The 21,145-nt window shown below is 43.9% G+C and carries 23 protein-coding genes and 1 other annotated feature; of the genes, 4 read left to right on the forward strand and 19 right to left on the reverse strand.

Translation table 11 applies throughout. The annotated features are described in order from the left end of the window. Positions 1–172: 172 nt before the first annotated feature. Both abnA and NSQ12_RS15270 read right to left on the reverse strand, forming a co-directional pair. Complete coding sequence (gene abnA, locus NSQ12_RS15265; RefSeq protein ID WP_144500644.1) at positions 173–1,144, reverse strand: arabinan endo-1,5-alpha-L-arabinosidase AbnA; 972 nt, start codon at positions 1,142–1,144, stop codon at positions 173–175. A 197-nt stretch (positions 1,145–1,341) separates the two neighbouring features. Beyond that, positions 1,342–2,427: a M42 family metallopeptidase gene (locus NSQ12_RS15270; protein WP_003229495.1), complete on the reverse strand. Its 1,086-nt coding sequence runs from the start codon at positions 2,425–2,427 to the stop codon at positions 1,342–1,344. A 183-nt stretch (positions 2,428–2,610) separates the two neighbouring features. Between NSQ12_RS15270 and ysdB the strand changes: the two genes are divergently transcribed. After that, on the forward strand, positions 2,611–3,003 hold the full coding sequence (ysdB, locus tag NSQ12_RS15275; RefSeq protein WP_029318219.1) for a sigma W pathway protein YsdB: 393 nt from the start codon (positions 2,611–2,613) through the stop codon (positions 3,001–3,003). Positions 3,004–3,018: 15 nt separating this feature from the next. On the opposite strand, the gene NSQ12_RS15280 is transcribed toward ysdB, so the two are convergent. From NSQ12_RS15280 to infC, 4 genes are read right to left on the reverse strand one after another with little or no spacing between them, the layout of a single operon-like run. After that, a complete protein-coding gene (locus tag NSQ12_RS15280; RefSeq protein WP_003229490.1) occupies positions 3,019–3,288 on the reverse strand; it encodes a DUF1294 domain-containing protein in 270 nt (89 codons plus the stop codon). 56 nt (positions 3,289–3,344) lie between these two features. After that, positions 3,345–3,704 (reverse strand): 50S ribosomal protein L20, encoded by a 360-nt coding sequence (gene rplT / locus NSQ12_RS15285; protein WP_003222420.1) that lies wholly within the window; start codon positions 3,702–3,704, stop codon positions 3,345–3,347. A 31-nt stretch (positions 3,705–3,735) separates the two neighbouring features. Continuing rightward, on the reverse strand, positions 3,736–3,936 hold the full coding sequence (gene rpmI / locus NSQ12_RS15290) for a 50S ribosomal protein L35 (RefSeq protein ID WP_003222418.1): 201 nt from the start codon (positions 3,934–3,936) through the stop codon (positions 3,736–3,738). A 12-nt stretch (positions 3,937–3,948) separates the two neighbouring features. Then, the gene (infC, locus tag NSQ12_RS15295; RefSeq protein WP_010886591.1) at positions 3,949–4,470 is read right to left on the reverse strand and encodes a translation initiation factor IF-3; all 522 of its coding nucleotides are present in this window, start codon (positions 4,468–4,470) and stop codon (positions 3,949–3,951) included. Positions 4,471–4,528: 58 nt separating this feature from the next. After that, positions 4,529–4,659: a sequence feature (ribosomal protein L20 leader region), on the reverse strand. Between the two features lie 256 nt (positions 4,660–4,915). Here infC and NSQ12_RS15300 point away from each other — a divergent pair. Beyond that, positions 4,916–5,578 carry a hypothetical protein gene (locus NSQ12_RS15300; RefSeq protein WP_048654953.1) on the forward strand — a complete coding sequence of 221 codons (663 nt, stop codon included), beginning with the start codon at positions 4,916–4,918 and terminating at the stop codon, positions 5,576–5,578. A gap of 31 nt (positions 5,579–5,609) precedes the next feature. Here NSQ12_RS15300 and lrgB read toward each other — a convergent pair whose 3' ends face one another. The 4 genes from lrgB to lytS form a co-directional block, all read right to left on the reverse strand. Next, the gene (gene lrgB / locus NSQ12_RS15305; protein WP_003229482.1) at positions 5,610–6,305 is read right to left on the reverse strand and encodes an antiholin-like protein LrgB; all 696 of its coding nucleotides are present in this window, start codon (positions 6,303–6,305) and stop codon (positions 5,610–5,612) included. 21 nt (positions 6,306–6,326) lie between these two features. Then, positions 6,327–6,767 (reverse strand): antiholin-like murein hydrolase modulator LrgA, encoded by a 441-nt coding sequence (lrgA, locus tag NSQ12_RS15310; protein WP_014477620.1) that lies wholly within the window; start codon positions 6,765–6,767, stop codon positions 6,327–6,329. A 133-nt stretch (positions 6,768–6,900) separates the two neighbouring features. Beyond that, complete coding sequence (lytT, locus tag NSQ12_RS15315) at positions 6,901–7,626, reverse strand: two-component system response regulator LytT (RefSeq protein WP_015251493.1); 726 nt, start codon at positions 7,624–7,626, stop codon at positions 6,901–6,903. Continuing rightward, entirely contained in the window at positions 7,604–9,385 is a 1,782-nt protein-coding gene (gene lytS, locus NSQ12_RS15320) for a two-component system sensor histidine kinase LytS (protein ID WP_032722330.1), read from the reverse strand. Before lytS ends, lytT begins: the two co-directional genes overlap by 23 nt. 166 nt (positions 9,386–9,551) lie before the next feature. Here lytS and NSQ12_RS15325 point away from each other — a divergent pair, with 166 nt between their 5' ends. Then, the gene (locus tag NSQ12_RS15325; protein ID WP_032722331.1) at positions 9,552–10,334 is read left to right on the forward strand and encodes an HAD family hydrolase; all 783 of its coding nucleotides are present in this window, start codon (positions 9,552–9,554) and stop codon (positions 10,332–10,334) included. A 39-nt stretch (positions 10,335–10,373) separates the two neighbouring features. On the opposite strand, the gene thrS is transcribed toward NSQ12_RS15325, so the two are convergent. From thrS to NSQ12_RS15370, 9 genes are all read right to left on the reverse strand, one after another. Beyond that, positions 10,374–12,305, reverse strand: a complete 1,932-nt coding sequence (thrS, locus tag NSQ12_RS15330) for a threonine--tRNA ligase (RefSeq protein ID WP_014480529.1) — start codon at positions 12,303–12,305, stop codon at positions 10,374–10,376. A gap of 394 nt (positions 12,306–12,699) precedes the next feature. Then, positions 12,700–13,545, reverse strand: a complete 846-nt coding sequence (gene ytxC / locus NSQ12_RS15335; RefSeq protein WP_174223137.1) for a putative sporulation protein YtxC — start codon at positions 13,543–13,545, stop codon at positions 12,700–12,702. Between the two features lie 78 nt (positions 13,546–13,623). After that, positions 13,624–14,265, reverse strand: a complete 642-nt coding sequence (locus NSQ12_RS15340) for a TVP38/TMEM64 family protein (protein ID WP_003229468.1) — start codon at positions 14,263–14,265, stop codon at positions 13,624–13,626. 33 nt (positions 14,266–14,298) lie between these two features. Further along, positions 14,299–15,234 (reverse strand): primosomal protein DnaI, encoded by a 936-nt coding sequence (gene dnaI / locus NSQ12_RS15345; protein ID WP_014480531.1) that lies wholly within the window; start codon positions 15,232–15,234, stop codon positions 14,299–14,301. A gap of 27 nt (positions 15,235–15,261) precedes the next feature. Further along, positions 15,262–16,680: a replication initiation membrane attachment protein DnaB gene (gene dnaB / locus NSQ12_RS15350; protein ID WP_003229464.1), complete on the reverse strand. Its 1,419-nt coding sequence runs from the start codon at positions 16,678–16,680 to the stop codon at positions 15,262–15,264. 114 nt (positions 16,681–16,794) lie between these two features. Next, positions 16,795–17,253 (reverse strand): transcriptional regulator NrdR, encoded by a 459-nt coding sequence (gene nrdR, locus NSQ12_RS15355; protein ID WP_003223586.1) that lies wholly within the window; start codon positions 17,251–17,253, stop codon positions 16,795–16,797. Positions 17,254–17,526: 273 nt separating this feature from the next. Beyond that, on the reverse strand, positions 17,527–17,907 hold the full coding sequence (gene speD, locus NSQ12_RS15360; protein WP_003223584.1) for an adenosylmethionine decarboxylase: 381 nt from the start codon (positions 17,905–17,907) through the stop codon (positions 17,527–17,529). 238 nt (positions 17,908–18,145) lie between these two features. Then, positions 18,146–19,168 carry a glyceraldehyde-3-phosphate dehydrogenase gene (locus tag NSQ12_RS15365; RefSeq protein ID WP_003229459.1) on the reverse strand — a complete coding sequence of 341 codons (1,023 nt, stop codon included), beginning with the start codon at positions 19,166–19,168 and terminating at the stop codon, positions 18,146–18,148. Between the two features lie 205 nt (positions 19,169–19,373). Beyond that, positions 19,374–19,754 carry a winged helix-turn-helix transcriptional regulator gene (locus NSQ12_RS15370; RefSeq protein ID WP_003229458.1) on the reverse strand — a complete coding sequence of 127 codons (381 nt, stop codon included), beginning with the start codon at positions 19,752–19,754 and terminating at the stop codon, positions 19,374–19,376. Positions 19,755–19,937: 183 nt separating this feature from the next. Between NSQ12_RS15370 and NSQ12_RS15375 the strand changes: the two genes are divergently transcribed. Beyond that, entirely contained in the window at positions 19,938–21,125 is a 1,188-nt protein-coding gene (locus tag NSQ12_RS15375) for an MFS transporter (RefSeq protein WP_072175322.1), read from the forward strand. Positions 21,126–21,145: the final 20 nt, after the last annotated feature.

Below are 21,145 nucleotides of genomic sequence, written 5' to 3' on the forward strand. Positions count from 1 at the left end.
CTGCCCCTTTCTCATAAAATAAAACGCTTTCAAATACAAAAGATACGTACTAATGATAGAAAATAAACCTATAAATAAATATTTGTACGAACAATTTTATTATAGTAATTGACTATTATACTGTCAATCTTTTCTTTTAAAAAAAGCCGGGGGCAGAGCCCGGCTTTTTGATTCAATAGGACGGCCAGCCCGAGCTCCAATTCAAATCATTGATGAGAAGCTTTGGAATGCCGTTGTCATTGGCATCATAGGCATGACGAACAAGAATGTTTCCGTTCACAATATCCTGGCCTCCAGGTCCTTTCCATTGGTCATTGCCCGAATCCAAAATGGTGCCTCCGCCTTCAAGCATGCTTTTTCCGCTTTTATCAAGATAAGGGCCTGTAATGTTTTTGGATCTTCCGTAAGCAATTTTGTACGTACTGTTTACCCCGTCACAGCATTTATCAAATGAAACCATTAAATAGTAATAGCCATTTTGATACGTAAGAGTAGGAGCTTCTAAGGCACCCCCATTATTCGGTCTAGCTGCAATCGAATAGAGCGAGCCTGTAGGCTTCATCGTACTCTTATCGAGCTTAGTCAGCTTAATGCCGCTCCAAAACGAGCCGAATGCAAGCCACGGATTGCCATCCTTGTCGAATGTCAGCTCCGGATCAATGGCGTTATAATTATTGGAGCTTGTCGAACGGATCACCAAGCCCTCGTCCTTCCAGCTCCCCGAACTGATGCTTGTTGAAGATGCCAGGCCAATGGCAGATGTATTGCTTCCAAAAGAAGAAACGGAATAATACAGCCAGTACTTGCCGTTATAGTATTGGATGTCCGGCGCCCACTGGTTTAGACCATAATTCGGCACATAATTGGACCACCACGATAGCGGTGTAGTGAAAATGGATTTTTGTACGGTCCAATTTTTAGCGTCTGAAGACTTCAAAACCCGCAGTCCCCGTTCTTCAGTAAGCCCTGTTCCGAGCGCATACCATGAGCTCCCCTCTTTAATCATAGTCGGGTCATGAAGCAGCTCATTGGATGCACCCCAAAATGCTGCCTCTGCGGGAGCAGCAGAAGTGAATATCAAACCTGCAGCCAGAGCGGCACTCGAAAAGTGTAAGAAGCGTTTCCATGTTTTTTTCTTTTTCAATTTTGTTCAACCTCCTTTATATTAGAAAGCGCTTACAAATTAGATTATTTATCCTCCCTTCCTGTCAAATCGAGCTGCGTATCGTATATCGTCATGTTCAGGAAATTTTCGGTATCCCCTTTATTGTAGTCACTATGCTGTAATTTGTACAGACAAAAAAATAGAATCCGCCTCAATAGGCGGATTCTTCCGTATCTTTATTGGTACGTAATTTCGTCAACCGTTTTTCGGTCTAACTTCTTAATGACTTCTGTAATTAACTTTACCGCGTTTTCATAATCATCACGATGCAGCATGGCCGCGTGCGTATGAATGTAGCGGGTTGCAATGGTAATGGACAGTGCAGGAACGCCATTTGCCGTCAAATGGATGGCACCCGAATCAGTTCCGCCGCCGGCAATGGCATCAAATTGGTACGGAATGCCGGCTTCCTCTGCAGTTGCCACAACTGCATCACGCAAACCTTTGTGAGAGACCATGGATGCATCGTAAACGATAATCTGCGGGCCTTTGCCCATTTTGCTCTGCGCTTCCTTCTCGGAAATGCCAGGCGTGTCTCCTGCTATCCCTACATCAACACCAAACGCAATATCAGGCTGAATGGTGTGTGCAGCCGTTTTCGCTCCCCTCAGCCCAACTTCCTCCTGCACGGTTCCGACGCCATACACTATATTTGGATGGTCTGTGTTTTGTAAGTTTCTTAACACATCAATTGCAATCGCACAGCCGATGCGGTTGTCCCACGCCTTTGCGAGTAGGAATTTTTCATTGTTCATGACCGTAAATTCAAAATGCGGAACGATCATATCTCCCGGAAGTACCCCCCACTCCAAGGCTTCTTCCCGGCTTGAAGCTCCAATATCAATAAACATGTCTTTTATTTCCACTGATTTTTTTCTTGCTTCAGGAGACAAAATATGAGGCGGCTTAGATCCGATAACCCCAGTGATTTCTCCTTTTTTTGTGACAATGGTGACCCGCTGAGCAAGCATAACCTGAGCCCACCAGCCGCCAACGGTTTGAAAACGGATAAAGCCTTTATCTGTGATTTGTGTCACCATAAAGCCGACTTCATCCAAATGTCCGGCGATCATAATTTTCGGGCCGTTTTCTGCACCAGTTTTTTTGGCAATTAAACTGCCAAGGCGATCTGTTGTCACCTCATCAGCAAATGGTTCTATGTATGATTTCATCACTTGCCTTACTTCTCTTTCATTGCCCGGTATGCCTTTTGCATCTGTTAAATCTTTCAGCATGGTCAATGTTTCATCTAATTTTGCCATGTTCCAAACCCTCCTTCATCAGTCCTGCATTCTTATTATACAGAACATAGCGCTAACCATACGACTATTTCACTTGAAAATCGGGTATATGTTTTTACAGCTTTCTTTTAGAAAAAGTGAAACCTTTTTCTATGCTTTTCGTATTACATCAGATCATCACCATAAGGGAGGTGCCTTCACACAATGTTTGTCATGGTTCTAAGGATTATTTTGCTTGCACTTTTTGCTTATTGTATTTATGCCGTGGTCAAATATGTCGCGAATCCTAAGAGAAGGCTTAAGCTGGCCCAATCAAAAGAACATTTTTATATTATTGATGAACAAAACAATACCCGGAAGAATTTTCAGCTGACGTATAAAGGCGTGCTTTTTGAGGGAGAAAAGCATATTCCTTCCAAGGATCATCCGCTGTTTATTCACACGATCTTTGTCTGGACAGAATCTCCTGAGAAGCTGAAGCATTTCTCTGCAAAAGATTTTGAGAGCATTGAAGAAAAAGTGCTGGAACGATATCCAAATTGTAAGATTGACTGGGACCAGCCCATTAAACTCGCAAAAAAAGCAGAAGAGCGTTAAACGCTTTTCTGCTTTTTATAAATCAAACGGGCTGTAGTAAATAGCGATGAGAATCGCTTCAATTACCAGAAGAAGCGGTACTCCGTACTTAAAAGAAGCGTGTTTCGTTTTATGTCTGAAGGTTTGCATGCCAAGCCAGACACCGAGCGCTCCAAACACGATGGCTATCAGCCACAGCCGGTCTTCAGAAATTCTCCACTTGTGCTGCTGCGCTTTGCGTTTGTCAATGCCCATCACCCAAAAACCGCACAGATTAATCAACACCAAATAAGCAGCAATAATCATGTTGCCTCATCCTTTATATAGAAAAAGCCGCTCTGCTGGAGAGCGGCTCTATATGATTACTTGTTTAATTGAGCTTTAGCAGCATCAGCAAGCTGATTGAATGCAGTAAGATCGTTTACAGCAAGATCAGCAAGCATTTTACGGTTTACTTCGATACCAGAAAGCTTAAGACCGTGCATTAAACGGCTGTAAGAAAGGCCGTTCATGCGAGCAGCTGCGTTGATACGAGTGATCCAAAGTTTACGGAAATCACGTTTTTTCTGACGACGGTCACGGAAAGCATAGTTTCCAGATTTCATGACCTGCTGGTTAGCTACTTTGTATAATGTATGTTTTGAACCGAAATAACCTTTTGCTAATTTAAGAACCTTTTTACGACGCTTACGTGTAACAGTTCCGCCTTTTACTCTTGGCATTGAATTTCCCTCCTAATTGTTCCTTATCCGATTACTTGATGTTAGCAAGCATTTGTTTGATACGTTTGAAGTCTCCTGCGCTTACAACAGCACTCTTGCGAAGCTTACGCTTTTGCTTTTGAGATTTGTTGGCGAATAAGTGACTTGTGTACGCGTGAGAACGTTTTAACTTCCCAGAACCTGTCTTTTTAAAACGTTTAGCAGATCCGCGGTGAGTTTTCATTTTTGGCATGGGATTTCCTCCTTATTGCTTTTCGTTTTTCGGTGCAAGCATTAAGAACATGCTGCGGCCGTCCATTTTTGGTTTTGTTTCGACTGTCGCAACCTCAGCACATGCTTCGGAGAAACGGTCTAATACACGCTGACCGATTTCTTTATGAGTGATTGCGCGTCCTTTAAAGCGGATAGAAGCTTTCACTTTATCGCCTTTTTCAAGGAATTTAATCGCATTGCGCAATTTCGTGTTAAAGTCATGCTCATCGATTGTCGGACTTAACCGAACTTCTTTTAAGTTAATGATTTTTTGATTCTTGCGTGCTTCTTTTTCCTTTTTCTGCTGCTCAAATCGGAACTTACCGTAGTCCATGATTCGGCAGACAGGCGGTTTTGCATTCGCTGCAACTAACACAAGGTCAAGATTTGCGCGGCCGGCGATTTCAAGTGCTTCCTGACGGGACTTGATTCCAAGCTGGTCGCCATTTTGTCCGATTAAACGGACCTCACGTGCACGGATACCCTCATTAACCAATTGATCTTTGCTAATAATGAGCCACCTCCATAGTTTCTTCGAATTGATTCACAACTCATTTTGAATGCATTTTGCAGGCAAACAAAAAGTGTGGGCATTATAAAACACCCACACTACGAACATCTGTATCAATAAAAATGTACGGTCAACCTGCCAACTACATGCATGTGTCAATCAGGTGAGAAGCGGGTGCTTCTGCTTGTGATTTATATTCAATTCAATAACTATTCTACACAATACCGGATCTTTAGTCAAGGACGACTTATCCGGAACAACTTTTACATTGTAACATGGGTTTTCTATGAGCGCAAGAGAGAAAAAGAAAATCTTTCAGCCTCACCAAGATGCAAAAAACCAACAATTCCCCCCTTATTTCGCAATTTACAATAAAACCACTGACAGGAAGAAATGTAAAACAAAGTTAATCTTTGACCGATATAAGAAGCAGAAGGGAGCCTGACACATGAACAAACTGATACAGCTTGCTTTATTTTTCACATTGATATTAACCGGTTGCTCGAATATCAGCACATCTTCCGAATCAAAAGTCGAAACTGTTAAGACAACTGCAGCATTTCCTCAAAAGGGGCTGGAGAAAGAGCTAAAAAAACTAAAACCCGTTTCATTGGACATGAAGTTCGAGAGTCCACTTGCTACTGAGTTAGGAAAGCGGAAGGCAAAAGAAGAAGCTGAAAAGCAAAGACAAATCGCCGCAGAGAAAAAGCTTGAAAAAGAGCGGGAGGCGAAACGAAAGAAACAGCAGGAGGAAAAAGCGGAGAGACAGCGATTAGCAGAGCAGCAGGCGGCGGAGAATCAGCGATTAGCGGAAGCAAAAAGACAAGCTGAACTTGAAAGACAGCGGCAGGCAGCAATCCAAAAAGAGCAGAAAGCGAACGCTGAGAAAAAGCGGCAATCACAGGCACAACGGCAGCAGACCGAGGCACCCTCATCTAATAGTAAAAATCCACCATCTTCCTCGAGTCAGACAGATAAAACCATTCAACAGCCAGCTTCAGAGCTTCCTGATGACGATGGTTATGGTTATGAAGAACGAAAAAAGTGGCATGACGATCAAGTAGAATGGGGCATTAAACAAGGGTATATCGATCCCGAAGACGCACCATAAAATAAAAAAAGCCAAGGCATTCAGCCTTGGCTTATCCTCCGATCAGCTGCACGAACACAGGGATGACCAGAACCGTTACCACTCCTACTACGACAACAGCAATACTTGCCATCGCAGCTTCAACTTCTCCCATCTCAATCCCGACCGCTACACCAAGTGCATGTCCGGATGTTCCAAGAGCCAATCCTTTAGAAATCGGATTTTTCACTTTAAACACCTTCAAGAACAATGCTCCGAGCGCATATACGATGACAGCGTTAAAGATGACCGCAAAGGCTGTGATGTCGCTGATGCCCCCGATGCCTTTTGATAAAGGAAGCGCAATTGCCGTTGTAGCCGCCTGCGGAAGCATGCTTTTCATTACGGCCGAATCGAGATGAATGCCTTTAGCAAGCAAATAAACAATCGTGACAGAGCAGATAGAGCCTGCAATAATGGAGGCCATGATTTGCCACCAGTATTTTTTAAGCTTATCTCTTTGTTTGTACAACGGAATTGCAAATGCGATCGTTGCCGGTTCAAGGAAAAACTTAATGATCTCTCCCCCGTTATTATAATCCGCGTAGGAAAAACCGCCGATTTTTAAAAATGCGATCCCCAGCACCATGGCAACAAACAAAGGAGTGAAAAGGAAGAAGCCTTTCGTTTTCTTAAATAAAAAGGTGCCGATGCCGAATGCAGCAAGTGATACGACAATCCCAAAATAAGGACTCATTGTGCTTTCCATGTGAAGAACCTCCTGTTTCCCTTAATGGTGAACGAGTTCGTTATTGTTCTGCGGGCTTTGCACTGTTTTTGTTTTCATGTCCGCTGCGGTTTTGCGTTTTCCGCTCAGCGACAGAATCAGCTGAGAAAACAATCCCGTAGCCCCCAGCAAAATAATCGTTGCGAGCAGAATGACAAGAACAATTTGCAGGCCGTATTGCTGCATCACACCAAGCGAATTCATAACAGATATACCTGACGGAACAAATAAAAATCCGATCAGAGAGGTTAAAGACGTTCCGAGCGTTTCCACTTGTTCCAGTTTAATGACTTTCAAACATAATAGGAGAAATAATAAGACCAACCCTACAACCGATGCCGGGATAGGTATTGGGACAATAGCGGCAATCATATTTGAAACCAGCATAATGACGGCAAAAATAAATGCTTGTGTTAAAAACCCGTACACTTTTTTAGCACTCATTTTCTTCACCTCTTTCTCTTTGGTACCCTCATTATAAATAAGAATCCCCTGTTATAAAGCGCTTACAAGATAACATGCCGAATAGCGGGTCTGAGTTGCAGAATCAAATGGCTGAAATGCAAAAAGCCGCCCATCAAATATGGAGCAGCTTTTTCAATTCCTTCGCATATGTCCGGCTGACCGGTATTTTCGATCCGTCTTTCATGATCAGATTATACGTTGAATTAAACCATGGCTGAATTTCTTTAATATATTCGGTATTCACGACAAAGCTCCGATGGACGCGGATAAAATCAGAATCCGGCAGCTTTTTCTCAATCACAACGAGTGTATCGCTGACCGTATAAGAATGATCGAAGGTTTTTACATTGACATGACCATCTTCTGTTCCCGCATAGATAATGTCCTTCGTATCCACAATCACAATCGATTCCCCCACAGATAGCGCGAGCTTGTGCTGGCCGGCATGGCTGTTTTGCTCTGTTTCTACAATATCCCGATTGACTTTTTTATATTTTTTCAGCGTTTGCTGAATTCTTTCTTCATCGAAAGGCTTGGTTAAATAATCAAGAGCGTCCACCTCAAACGCTTTGAGCGCATACTGGTCATACGCTGTCGCAAACACAACAGCAGGAGGATGCTTCATTTTCTTCAATCGCTTTGCGATATCAAAACCGTTTTCTCCGGATAAATCAACGTCTAAAAACAGCAAATCAGGTTTTTGATCCATCATTTGGTCAAAAGCGGATTCGATATTTTCCGCTTCATTGATTTCCATTTCCTCATTGGTCCGCTTAAGCAAGTAAGCAAGTTCATCTCTTGCCAGCATCTCATCATCAACTATTAACACCCTGAGCATGTTCTTCTCCCTCTTTCATCTGTTGCATTGGCACTTGAAAGGAAACCTCTGTCCCTTTATGAACCTCACTGCTGATATGCAGTGCAGCCTGCTGTCCGAATAAACCGATCAGCCGCTGATTTAGGTTATAAAGCGCTGTACCGGTTCCCTCCTTAGACGGAAACGGTTTCTTTCCCAGTTCCGGCAAGACGTCCGGCGGAATTCCGCGTCCGTTATCCGTCACCTTCATATAGACGGATGCATCATCAGATAAGACACAGACTGTAACCTTGCACATGTCTTGTTTTTTCGGAAACGCGTGCCGAAGCGCGTTCTCGACAAGCACCTGCAAAACAAACGGAGGGATTTCAATCTGCTCCAGTCTGCTGTCGATATTGAGCTCAATTTTATATTTCCCGGGAAAACGCGCCTGTTCTAATGACAAATAGGCGTTAAGATGGTTCAGCTCCTTTGAGAGCGGAATCAGCAGCTGTCTCGCTCCTTGAAGGTTTGAACGAAAATAAACACTGAGCTGCAATAGGAGCTTACGGGTTTTTTCAACATCTGTACGGCATAGCGCAGAAATCGTGTTGATCGCATTAAATAAAAAATGCGGATTCACCTGTGCTTGAAGCGCTTTAATTTCAGCATCCTTGAGAAGTTTGCTTTGCAGCTCTGCTTCCCCAAGCTCAAGCTGTGTCGAAAATAGCATGGCCAGCCCCTCGGCAAGTTCCTCCTCTACCTGACTCAGGCCTGCCGGGCTTTTAAAGTACATTTTTAAGGTGCCGATTGTATTGCCGTTCGATGTCAGCGGCAGAACAATTGCAGCGTGCAAAGGGCATTCAGCATGCGTGCATTCAATCTCTTCCTGCGAAATCGCCTTCATAATATGCCCTGTTTTAATCACCTTTTTGGACAGCCCGGTGATCAAACTTTTCGATGGGATGTGGTGATCCATTCCCGCACCGACATGCGCAAGGATCTTTTCTTTGTCAGTGAGAGACACCGCATCTGTTCCTGTCAGCTTATGGATAATAGCCGCTACACTTTTACAGGAGTTTTCATTTAATCCTTGGCGAAAAAATGGAAGTGTCTGATCAGCAATCGTCAGCACTCGATGCGTTTCGAGAGCCCTTGCCTGTTCTTCCTTGCGAATGATCGCTTGAATAATAGACAGAAAAATAAAACTGCCTGTTCCATTGATGAGTATCATCGGAATTCCGATCATGCTGACAAGCTCCCAAGCGTCACTGAACGGCTTTGCCATCAGCAAAATAATGATCATTTGCAGTGACTCCATGCCGATTCCCACAAGAGCGGCGATGCGCGGTGTCGGCATTCGATATCGCTTCGTAAAATACCTGCCGATCAAGCCTGCAAGAACACCCGCTAAAATAGATGATACGGCACAGCTTAAAGCCGTGCTGCCACCGAGTGAAAAACGATGCAGGCCCGCCAGTATGCCGATCCCAGCCCCTACAAACGGACCTCCGAGAAGGCCCCCAATTTCCACGCCCAAAATACGGGTATTCGCGATAGAGCCCGATGGATCTATCGTAAACACCCAGTCATTGTTTACAATCATATTTCTTTGAATTTCGATGCCTGTATAATTGCTGATGATGCTGAAAAGAGAAAAAATTGAAATTAAAATCGCTTTTCCTTTATAGCCGTCCTGATTCTGAAGAGCTTGTCTGAAAATTTTCGTATGGGCGAGAATGAACCCTAATATAACAATAATCCCCACTCTCTCCAGCATCATAATCATTAAATGAATCATTCATGTCACCTATTCTTTCCGTTTTCATTCTAGCATGTTTTCGTTTTACGGCTGACTGTTTTTTTAAAATCGTCTGAAAACATATTTCACAAGGCTTTTATCTATTGTAAAATAAAACATGAGCCTTTTGGCAGAAAGATTTGAATCTGAAGCAGAGGAGAAGATCATGAAAGCCGTATTTTTTGATTTAGATGATACACTACTTTGGGACGAAAAAAGCGTCAGAACAACATTTGCAGAAACTTGCTTAAAAGCGGAGAAAAAATATGGCCTTGCCCCTGAGGAATTCGAAGCAGCTGTTCGCGAAGCAGCGAGAGAATTGTACATGTCATATGAGACGTATCCATATACAGTGATGATCGGCATTAACCCGTTTGAAGGACTGTGGTCCAATTTCTCAGAGCCAATCAGTGAAGGCTTTCAAAAGCTGAACAAGATTGTGCCGGAGTACAGAAGAAATGCATGGACAAACGGACTGAAAGCGCTTGGGATCGATGATCCTGCATATGGCGAATACTTGGGAGAGTTTTTTGCGGCAGAGCGCAGAAAACGCCCGTTTGTATATGATGAAACATTTGCTGTACTCGATCAATTAAAAGGCAAGTATGAATTATTGCTTTTGACAAATGGCGATCCGAGTCTGCAAAAGGAGAAGCTTGCCGGCGTACCTGAGCTCGCTCCTTACTTCAATGAAATCGTCATCTCGGGCGCATTCGGCAAGGGCAAACCGGATGTTACAATTTTTGAACACTGCCTTAAGCTGATGAATATTGAAAAAGACGATGCCATCATGGTCGGCGATAATTTGAATACTGATATTTTAGGCGCTTCAAGAGCCGGAATCAAAACCGTTTGGATCAACCGGACGGATAAGAAAAACGAAACTGACGTAACGCCTGATTACATCATCAGCAGCCTTCATGATTTGTTTCCTATATTAGAGAAATAAAAAAGCATGATCTCTTCAATGAGATCATGCTTTTTTATTTTATTTTTTCGCTTCAGCTACTGCCTTTTTCACAAACTCATCAAGAGAAATCGTTTCAGAGTTCTGTTCTCCGTATTTACGCACGTTTACCGCTCCGTTTTCTGCTTCTTGGTCACCGACCACCAGCATGTACGGGATTTTTTGCATTTGCGCTTCACGGATTTTGTAGCCGATTTTTTCATCGCGGCTGTCGACTTCAACACGCAGGCCTTCACGCTGCAGGCGTTCCTGCACTTTTTTCGCGTAGTCTAAATGCACAGCCGGAGAAACCGGGATGACTTGGAACTGAACCGGTGCAAGCCATGTCGGCAGGGCGCCTTTGTGTTCTTCGATTAAGAAGGCAACAAAGCGTTCCATTGTTGAAACGACACCTCTGTGAATGACAACCGGACGGTGCTGCTTGCCGTCCTCACCGATGTATGTCAGGTCGAAACGTTCCGGCAATAAGAAATCAAGCTGTACCGTAGACAGTGTTTCTTCTTTTCCGATCGCAGTTTTCACCTGAACATCAAGTTTAGGGCCGTAGAATGCCGCTTCACCTTCTGCTTCGTAATAGTCGTGGCCGATTTCGTCCATTGCCTCTTTCAGCATGGATTGCGCTTTGTTCCACATTTCATCGTCATCAAAATATTTCTCTGTATCTTCCGGATCGCGGTAAGACAGACGGAATGTGTAATCACTTAAACCGAAGTCTTCATATACATCCTGGATTAAACGGACTGTGCGGATAAACTCATCCTTAATTTGATCCGGGCGCACAAAGATGTGTGCATCATTTAACGTCATCCCACGTACGCGTTGAAGCCCTGACAGCGCACCTGACATTTCATAGCGGTGCATCGTTCCAAGCTCCGCAATACGAATCGGAAGCTCGCGGTAACTGTGAATGTCTTGTTTGTAAATCATCATATGGTGCGGACAGTTCATCGGACGCAATACAAGTGTTTCATTGTCCATTTCCATCGGAGGGAACATGCCTTCCTGATAATGGTCCCAATGCCCTGATGTTTCATACAGCTCTTTGCTGCCAAGCACAGGTGTGTATACGTGCTCATAGCCGAGGCTGATTTCTTTATCGACAATGTAACGCTCGATGACGCGGCGGATTGTCGCGCCTTTTGGCAGCCAAAGCGGCAGGCCTTGTCCGACTTTTTGAGAGTTTGCAAACAGCTTTAATTCTTTGCCGAGCTTTCTGTGGTCGCGTTCTTTCGCTTCTTCTAGCATACGAAGATGCTCTTCAAGATCAGCTTTTTTGAAGAAAGCTGTACCATATACGCGCTGAAGCATTTGGTTTTTGCTGTCGCCGCGCCAGTATGCGCCTGCAAGGCTTAACAGCTTAAATTCTTTGATTTTTCCGGTTGAAGGAACATGGACGCCGCGGCACAGGTCAAAGAATTCGCCTTGCTCATAGATCGAAACGGTTTCTCCTTCAGGAATCGCATCCAATAGTTCAAGCTTCAGATCGTCGCCGATTTCCGCAAAACGGGCTTTCGCTTCTTCACGGCTGACTTCTTTTCGAACGATCGGAAGGTTCGCATTAACGATTTTTTTCATTTCTTTCTCGATTTTCGGCAGATCCTCCGGTGTAATCGCTTCGTCCATTTCTACATCGTAGTAAAACCCGTTTTCGATAACCGGACCGACGCCGAATTTAACATCCTTGTAGATGCGTTTAATCGCTTGAGCCAGCAAGTGAGCCGTACTGTGGCGCATAATTTGAAGACCTTCTTCTGAGCCTTCTGTAATGATTTCCACTGTACCGTCTTCATTGATCGGCGTTCTCAAATCGATTTCTTTTCCGTTCAGTTTTCCGGCTAATGATTTTTTCTTTAATCCCGGACTGATGGATGCCGCGATATCTTCTGTTGTTGTTCCTTTCGCAAACTCCTTGACTGCTCCATCAGGAAATGTGATTTTTACCATATCTGACATCTTTGTCACTCCTTTTTTTGCATATAAAAACCCCGCCCCCTATGAAAGGGACGAGGTTGAATAAACGGAATCGTGGTTCCACCCTTTTTTCCGCAAAGCCAATACGGCACCTGCGGCTCTAAGCTCTGTAACGGGAGTTCCCGTCAGCCATTACTGTTCCTTTTCAAGAGGTTCACAGCTGAAGTTCAAAGGCGGTAAAGCGAATGGTCCTTAGCTGGGAAGCTTGCAGCCAGGGCTTCCCTCTCTTTGAGCCGGTATCATTCCTTCGTGTCCTTATCAATACGTGTGTCTTTCTTAATCTCCTATGTATTATAAATTGTTCAATCCAAAAAATCAACACGATCGCGTTTCCTTTTTTTAAACCGACAGCCTTATATAGACAGGCTGCCGGCCCTCATCCTTCCGAGTGCTTCACCGGTATTTCTGCATCTGTAAAAGCATGCAGCGGGAGCATTTCCACTCTCTCTTGAAATACGTTTTGAATGGTCCTTGCCATCATGTGCTCGGGCTGGTCGGTATAAAGCACGACTTCATCAGGCGCAATGGAAATCAGCGGCGCGAGCAAATGAGAATCAATATACATAGGATGATCCCGGACAAATCTTCTGTCTATGTATTTCATTTTTTCCCGTTCCGGCACATAGCGCAGCTCCCATAATGTAAAGGAACCATCATGGACAATATGCACTTTTTTGATTCGCGGCTGTTTGGCGTTTACATAGTCTCTGAGTGTTTGAATAAAGTTTTGATATTCCTGTTCCATCTTATATTCATCAATCGCTGCTTCTGTAATATCTCTCAGCTGCTTATAGTATGATCCAAGTCGGAAGGTCTGAAAGGAGCGAATGTAAAATACTCCTTCCTCTAAACAGATCGTTTGGAGTTCATTCAAAATAGATTGTTTCCGTGAAAGCTTCAGCGGCTCAAACGGAAGATCGTCTGCTTCACCTTCAATAATACTGTGTGCGAGCTGAAGGATTTGCTGCTGTTCATCCTGGTCCGTGAAACAATACGTTTCCTCAATCAATGACAGCATATGCTCGTCTTCTTTGCATTCCAAAAAAAATTTGACCAGAATCGGCTCCATAAAACGCTGAATAGGAAAATCCGGATTCGCTTTTTCAATCCCGATTTTTCGTATGCCTTCACGGACAATGATATTGTTCCGATCGTCCGAATGCTGAATGAGATGTAAAAAAGCGGCTGCATCATGGTCATCTTCAAAGATTATTTCAAGCATGTTTGTCCCCCCTTACGGCATCTGTTACAAGTATATGGGGGATGTTTTTAAAATAGACGTAAAGGTCACTGGCAAATCTTAATTTGATTCTTGGAACAAGTTTTGCATTTTCTTTCTGAAGATGAACGGCAGTGAGATAAACACGATATACAAAGCGAGCACCATAAAGAAAGCGGGCAGATTGCCAGCCAAAAAGCTCGCACCCAGCACATTAAGCGCAATCGTCCCAGGGATGATTCCCACAGCCGTTGCGGCAAAATACGGCAGCGCTTTGACATTGGAAAGGCCTGCCGCATAGCTGACGAAATCAAAATTGATCGGCAGGATTCTCAAAAGAAAGATATAGAAAAATCCGTTATCCTCCATTTGCTTCTGTATGGCTTCAAGCCTTTCGTAATGCCCGTTCTTTTTCGCCGAAAACAAACCGGCCGCAAAAAACGAAACAGCTGAAGCGCACATCGAACCGAATAACGTATAAAGCGTGCCGAGAAGCGGGCCAAACGCAAGTCCGCCAGCTATTGAAATAACAGACACCGGAAATAAAACAAGTGGCCTGACGATGGATATCCCGATAAACATCAGAGGTGCAAAGACTCCGAACGACAATACCCATACCCTGATTTCTTTCGGCGATACATTCAAATACGTTTTATTTCCCCAATAGAGTAAACCAGCACCTGCAAGCACTGCCAGCCATTTTACAGCCGTTTTTCGTTTCATACCCTCAGTTCCTTCCCCTTTGAACCGCAGCAATTATGGATGTCGGCGGTTTTCTCCGTCAAGGCGGATCGGAGCAGCCAAATATAATATCCGCTCCATTAATCTTGCCGCTTTTACTTCTTCTTTTTCTCCCCTCTGCGAATACGTAAAATGATGCTTCAGCTCGTCAGGTGAGAAATTAGAAGAAAAGAAAGTAGGCAGCTGCTGGGACATTCTGTGCTGAAGCACCGTTCCGATGACTTCATCCCTTACCCAGCTTGTCATTGATTCTGCTCCGATGTCATCAAGCATCAAGACGGGTGTGGTCTTTACCATATTGAGCTTCTCTTCCAATGTCTGGTCTTGCAGCGAATTCTTAAGCTCTCTCACAAATTCAGGCACATAGACAATCATGGAAGAATACTCTTTTTCCGCCAGCTCATTGGCAATCGCAGCGAGCATAAACGTTTTTCCTACCCCAAATTTCCCGTATAAATATAATCCTTTCCCTTTTCCCGTCTCATTATAGCTTTTCAGGAAGTCTGTAACATGCTGAAACATCGCGAGCCTGCTCGGGTCACTGATATCAACTTGCTGGAACGTCGCTCCGAGAAGATCCTGCTGGATATACATGCTTTTCATAAGAGACTTTTGTTTCTTCTGCTGGTCGAGCTTCCGTTTGACTGGACATTCATAATACTCGATATCAATAGACCGCCCATTGACAACAAGTTTCGGATGGTAGCCCTCCAACAAATTGTTGCAGTTTTCATCTTCCGAACAATAGGAGCAATTCTTGCTTTGTTCGATATATTCATAAAGCTTATTTAAGCTCTTTTCGATCATTTTTTGGTCAATCACTTCTTCGTTTTCCTTCAAAAATGCTTGAACATCTTGATCTTTCATGACTTTTTCCTTCATTTGTTCAAGACGTTTTTGGAAATCCGGCCTGCCGGTTACGCCCTGCAGGGAACGGCCGATTGGTTCCATCTATTCCTTCACCCCGCATCTCTGTCTTTAATAGGCAGAGTATTTTTTCAGTTTTTGCATTTCTTCCATCATTTTTTTCTTCTGTTCTTCCAAATCCTGCGGATGCAGCTTCTGCTGTCCGGATTCTGAATCGGACGCTGTTTCCTTTTCTGTCATCCAATCAGGAAGCTTTTCTTCACGAATCACTTTTTGGTTTCGTTTCGAAGACTTTGTTTTTCCCTCAGCCCATTCAAGATACTGGCGGTTTTCTTCTATTGCGAGCTTCATCGCTTCCCTGACCGTTTTCACCTTTTTGCGTGCCCAATGCGAAGCGATTTTTTGGATATAGTTTTTCGACAGCTTCATGTCGGTTTTCAGCATGACATAATAAATTAACACATTTGTGACGCCTGGCTCGAGCTTCTGTTCGAACATAATTTCTTCTATGATCTTCAGATCAGCTTTTGACGGCTCTGTTCCGTCAGCAATGTCCTGCAGAAGCTTCTTCGGGGAAATCGCCTCCAGCAATGCGATCAGCTTCCCATCCAGAGAATCCTCTTCTGCCGGTTGTTCGCCTTCACGCAGATGCACCGGCTGTGTTTTTTCCACCAAATCGGGCAGCTGTCCGTTTCTTTCAATTTGATACCAGTCGCTCGCCGCTTTTCTTAAAGCCTCCGTCGTAATGACGTCACGCTCATCAATTGCGCTCATCACAACGTTTTGCATTTGCAAAGGGTCAATTCCGTACAGATAAGAAAGCTTTTTGATCGTGTCCCGAACCTGCTGGGTCATCGCTTTTCTCGGTATCATCGTCTCAGAAAGTCCCGCTAAAAACAAATCAAAATCAAACACATCCTCCGTTATGGTGTAGGACGGAGACTGTCCGACAGAAGTATACTCGGACCCCTCGGCAAGCCTTACCGTTTCCTCCATATCGGATGTGAGCTTCCATTCACTCGGCTGCAGCGATTCAAACGCATGATTAAACGGACGCGTAATGTCCTTCGCATCTTCTGAAATGGCCGGGTGCGTAAAAAATTGTTTTAATTGCTGATATTTCGTTTTTCCGACCCTATTATACAGAAAAACATTCAGCATTCCGTCTTCAAAAAATTCATTTGGTCTGAGCGGCGGAAGGAGTTCATATATAAAGAGGCGCTCCTGCCGCTCGGATTCTTTCATATATACTTTCAGCAATCCGATGCCCTCGAGCTTCCCCTGTTCCTGATGGATCGTTTTTAAGTTGGACTGTGTCATCCCCATCAGCTGTCTATGTGTGGACTCTCCGCCCCACAGACGGTTTTGTTCAAGCTCTCCCCACAATGTCATATAAAGAGAGAATGCAACAGGGCCGATTAAGGGCTGGTACAGTTGTGTAATAATTTGTCTGTCAATATCCTGCAGCATCGATCTGCTTTTAACCACATACGGGTCTACAGGCAGTACATCTTTCCAATAGTCAGCCATACATTCTCAAACCTTCCGAATTTGTTTCTACCTTTCATTTTACACCGTTTCTTATATCTATCAAATGCCAATTTTGCACATGAGAAAAGAGCTAGAAGAATCCTCTTAGCTCTTTTAACGCTCTTTCTTTATTAAGTCTTTTAATTCGTCGATAAAGACGTTTATATCTTTAAACTGCCGATAGACGGACGCGAACCGCACATATGCGACTTCGTCAATCTTAGCCAGCCGGTCCATGACCATTTCTCCGACGAGCTCACTCTTCACCTCGGAGCAGCCTTGATTGCGAAGCTCTTTTTCAATATCAAAGCACATGTCTTCAAGCGTTTTGAGTGAAACAGGCCTTTTTTCACATGCTTTTATGAGGCCGCGCAGCATTTTTTCTCTGCTGAATTCCTCACGCACACCTTCTTTTTTCACGACGATGAGCGGGGTTTCCTCCACTTTCTCAAAGGTCGTAAACCGGTAGTGGCAGGATTCGCACTCGCGTCTTCGGCGAATCGACTTTCCGTCATCCACAGGCCGTGAATCAAGGACTCGTGTTCCGTTATGCTGGCATGAAGGACATTTCAATAAAATCAGCTCCCAACTATATCGTTCCCTGCAATGTATTTTCGGCAGCCTCCGCCTTTTAAAAATAGATGTGACAGCATCTGTCGGGAGAGCCGTTGTTAAATTTGTTTCTATAGCATTAGGTGGTTTGTGAAAATCTCCTTCTTATTTTACAAAAAAAATGAAAAAAGAAAAAGCTGACACTCTCGTTTCTTTATAAAAATAAAAGGAGCATAAGCTAAAAAGCGCATAATGGCTTTCTAGCTCCAGCTCCCTTTGTGTTCGCAATTTACTTTATAGTACTTTCGCTTGCGCCTGTTTAATTTGCACAGGCCCCATTCCTCTTGGTATTTCAATGTTTTCTCTTGTATCAGCATGTAATGCCTCTGCAATGTAATCAGCAGCGACATTAGGATCTAAGTCTCCACAAGTATAAACATCAATGCTCGCATATCCGTGCTCAGGAAAACTGTGAATCGTTAAGTGTGATTCAGAAATAATCACAACTCCGCTTACGCCTTGCGGTGCAAATTTGTGAAATGCAACCTCGCGCACCTCAGCACCTGATTTTAGAGCAGCATTTACAAACGTTTTTTCAATAAAATCCATGTCATTCAGCTTATCAAAATCGCATCCCCATAGCTCGGAGATAACGTGACGCCCCATTGTTTCCATAGTCATGGACCCCCCTTAACAAGAATTAAAAAGTGAAATTCCAACAACTGGGTCGGCCATTTACCACGGGGGAAAGTTAGTCCGGAGAGGTCCTAACCCTTTAAGTAATTCCGAAACAGTCTCAAGCAAGAAGTTCACGAAAAATAGTATACTGTGTTTAAGTCTAATTTGCAAGGTGCGTTTTTTCAGAAATATGCTGTTAAGGGTTTTTTCTTTAAAATGTGTCCATGACCTTATTTTATACAGCAGACGGATGTTTCATTCGTGCCGCTACATGACGGATCAGATCAACAACTCTGCAGGAGTAGCCCCATTCGTTGTCATACCACGCCAGTACCTTTACTTTCCTGTCTTCCATTACCATTGTTGTAAGCCCGTCAATGACCGCTGAATGAGGATTCGTATTATAATCAGTCGAAACAAGCGGTTCATCTGAGTAATCAAGTACACCGTACATCGACGTTTTGGCAGCGCGTTTAAATGCCTCGTTTACTTCTTCAGCCGTAACATCCGTTTTCAGATCAACAACGAGATCAACCAATGAGACGTTCGGAACAGGGACACGCAAGGCGAGGCCGTGAAGTTTTCCTTTCAAATGCGGCAGCACAAGTGAAAGCGCCTTTGCCGCTCCTGTTGTCGTCGGAATGATGGATTCACCGCAAGCCCGCGCCCGGCGCAAATCTTTGTGCGGGTTATCAATATTTTTTTGGTCATTCGTATACGCATGAACTGTAGTCATCAGACCGCTCTCAATGCCAAACTCTTCATCCAGCACTTTTACAACAGGCGCAAGGCAGTTTGTCGTGCATGACGCATTTGAAATAATGACGTGGCGCTCAGCGTCAAATTGGTCCTCATTTACGCCCATCACAATGGTAACGTCTTCATTTTTTCCCGGAGCGGTCAAAATCACTTTTTTTGCACCTGCTTCTATATGGCCCATCGCTTTATCTTTAGCATTAAACTTCCCTGTTGCTTCGACGACTATGTCAATATCATATTCCCGCCAAGGCAGCTGTTTTGGATCACGGCTGTTTAACAAAAGCACTTTCTTTCCATTTACGATCAGGCTGTCTTCACCAGCCACAACCTCTTTGTCGTATCTGCCGTGAATTGTGTCATACTTTATTAAATGAGCCAGCGTTTCTGCGGAATAGCTGGCGTTAATGGCCACTACTTGAATTTGATCGTCTAACATCGCTTTTCTAAAAACCATTCTTCCGATTCTTCCAAACCCGTTGATCGCTACTTTTACCTTCATGTTGGACACCCCTTATCAATTATGCCATCCTAATTTGTTACTATCTAAAATTAGTATAACACATTAAAACAAATTCGCCAGTACATATTGATAAAAATCAACGATTATAACGCTAATTTATGATGCATCTTATGTTTTCTTGCACAGAATATCAGGCGTAAGAACCAAAAAGCAGCCAGCGCTCTGCACTGACTGCCCTCATGCTTTATGATTCCTGTTTTAACTTATCATTGAGCACACTTTCTTCTAGCACAGAAAATGTATCCCCGTACACTCTGTTAATATGATTCGCTCCCCAAGCACACAGCATATCTAAAATCCCTTCTAAGCTGCGGCCGTATTCGCTGAGCTCGTATTCCACTTTGGGAGGAACTTGATTATATACGATTCGGTTAATGACACCGTCCGCTTCCAGCTCGCGCAGCTGCTGAGTCAGCATTTTTTGCGTGATGTTGGGCATTAGGCGTTTTAATTCACTTGTGCGTTTTTTTCCGTGCGTCAGATGGCATAAAATGACGCATTTCCATTTCCCACCGATCACTTCAAGAGTCGCTTCAACAGAAATGTTATATTTTTTCTTCTCCATACAATCCATTCTCCTCACAGGCACCAAAAAGTGACTATAGCACTTCAAAGTACGTACTTTTATTTCTTAACGATATGTTTCATAATCACATTTGCCGGCTGATTTGAATCTGCTCTTTTTTATTTATATAGCTTACTCGGCAGAATTTCAATCATACAACACATCTTACAAAGGAGGAACATCATGACTTCAGCCAAAAGCAGTATTCCTGCACTACTGGCTTTGGCCGTAAGTGCATTCGCAATAGGGACAACTGAATTTATCAGTGTCGGCCTTTTGCCGCTCATTGCTGATGACCTGCATATTCCAGTCACGACAGCAGGATTAACCGTTTCCCTTTATGCGCTCGGCGTTACATTTGGGGCACCTATATTAACTTCATTGACCTCAAGCATGTCGCGTAAGACACTATTGCTTTGGATCATGTTTATTTTTATTGCCGGTAATACGATGGCAGCAACCGCTTCAAGCATCGGGATTTTACTAGCAGCACGTGTGATATCGGCATTTTCGCACGGTGTGTTTATGTCGATCGGTTCGACAATCGCAGCGGATATTGTCCCGGAAGATAAAAGGGCTAGCGCGATTTCAATTATGTTTACCGGCCTCACTGTGGCAACTGTAACCGGAGTTCCTTTTGGGACATTTATCGGCCAGCAGTTCGGCTGGCGTTTCGCCTTTATGGTCATTATCGCCGTCGGAATCATTGCTTTCATTACAAATGGCATTCTTGTACCGTCCAAATTACGAAAAGGGACGAAAACAACGATGCGGGATCAATTGAAGCTTGTGACAAACAGTCGGTTATTGCTTTTATTTGTCATTACAGCGCTTGGATATGGAGGAACATTCGTTGTGTTCACGTATCTGTCTCCCCTGCTTCAGGAAGTAACAGGCTTCAAAGCCGGGACTGTTGCAGTGATTCTGCTCGGATACGGAATAGCTATTGCTATCGGCAATATGATTGGCGGAAAGCTGTCAAACCGAAATCCGATTGCCGCTTTATTCTATATGTTTATCGTACAAGCAATCGTTCTATTCGTACTGACATTTACAGCCCCCTATCAAGCAGCAGGGCTCATTACCATTCTCTGTATGGGATTGCTGGCCTTTATGAACGTGCCAGGCCTTCAGGTGTATGTCGTAATGCTGGCTGAGCGTTTTGTCCCGAGTGCAGTTGACGTCGCATCCGCAATGAATATCGCTGCCTTTAATGCAGGAATCGCGCTTGGGTCATACCTTGGCGGTGTGATCACCGATTCAATCGGATTGATTCATACCGCTTGGATAGGCGGATTAATGGTGGTCGGTGCAGTCATTTTAACAGGCTGGAGCCGCTTAATGGAAAAACGAGATCGGCAGGAAGCCTGACAATTTTAAAGGAGGAAATG

This window comes from Bacillus sp. PS95 (assembly GCF_037963565.1).
Classification (GTDB): domain Bacteria; phylum Bacillota; class Bacilli; order Bacillales; family Bacillaceae; genus Bacillus; species Bacillus subtilis.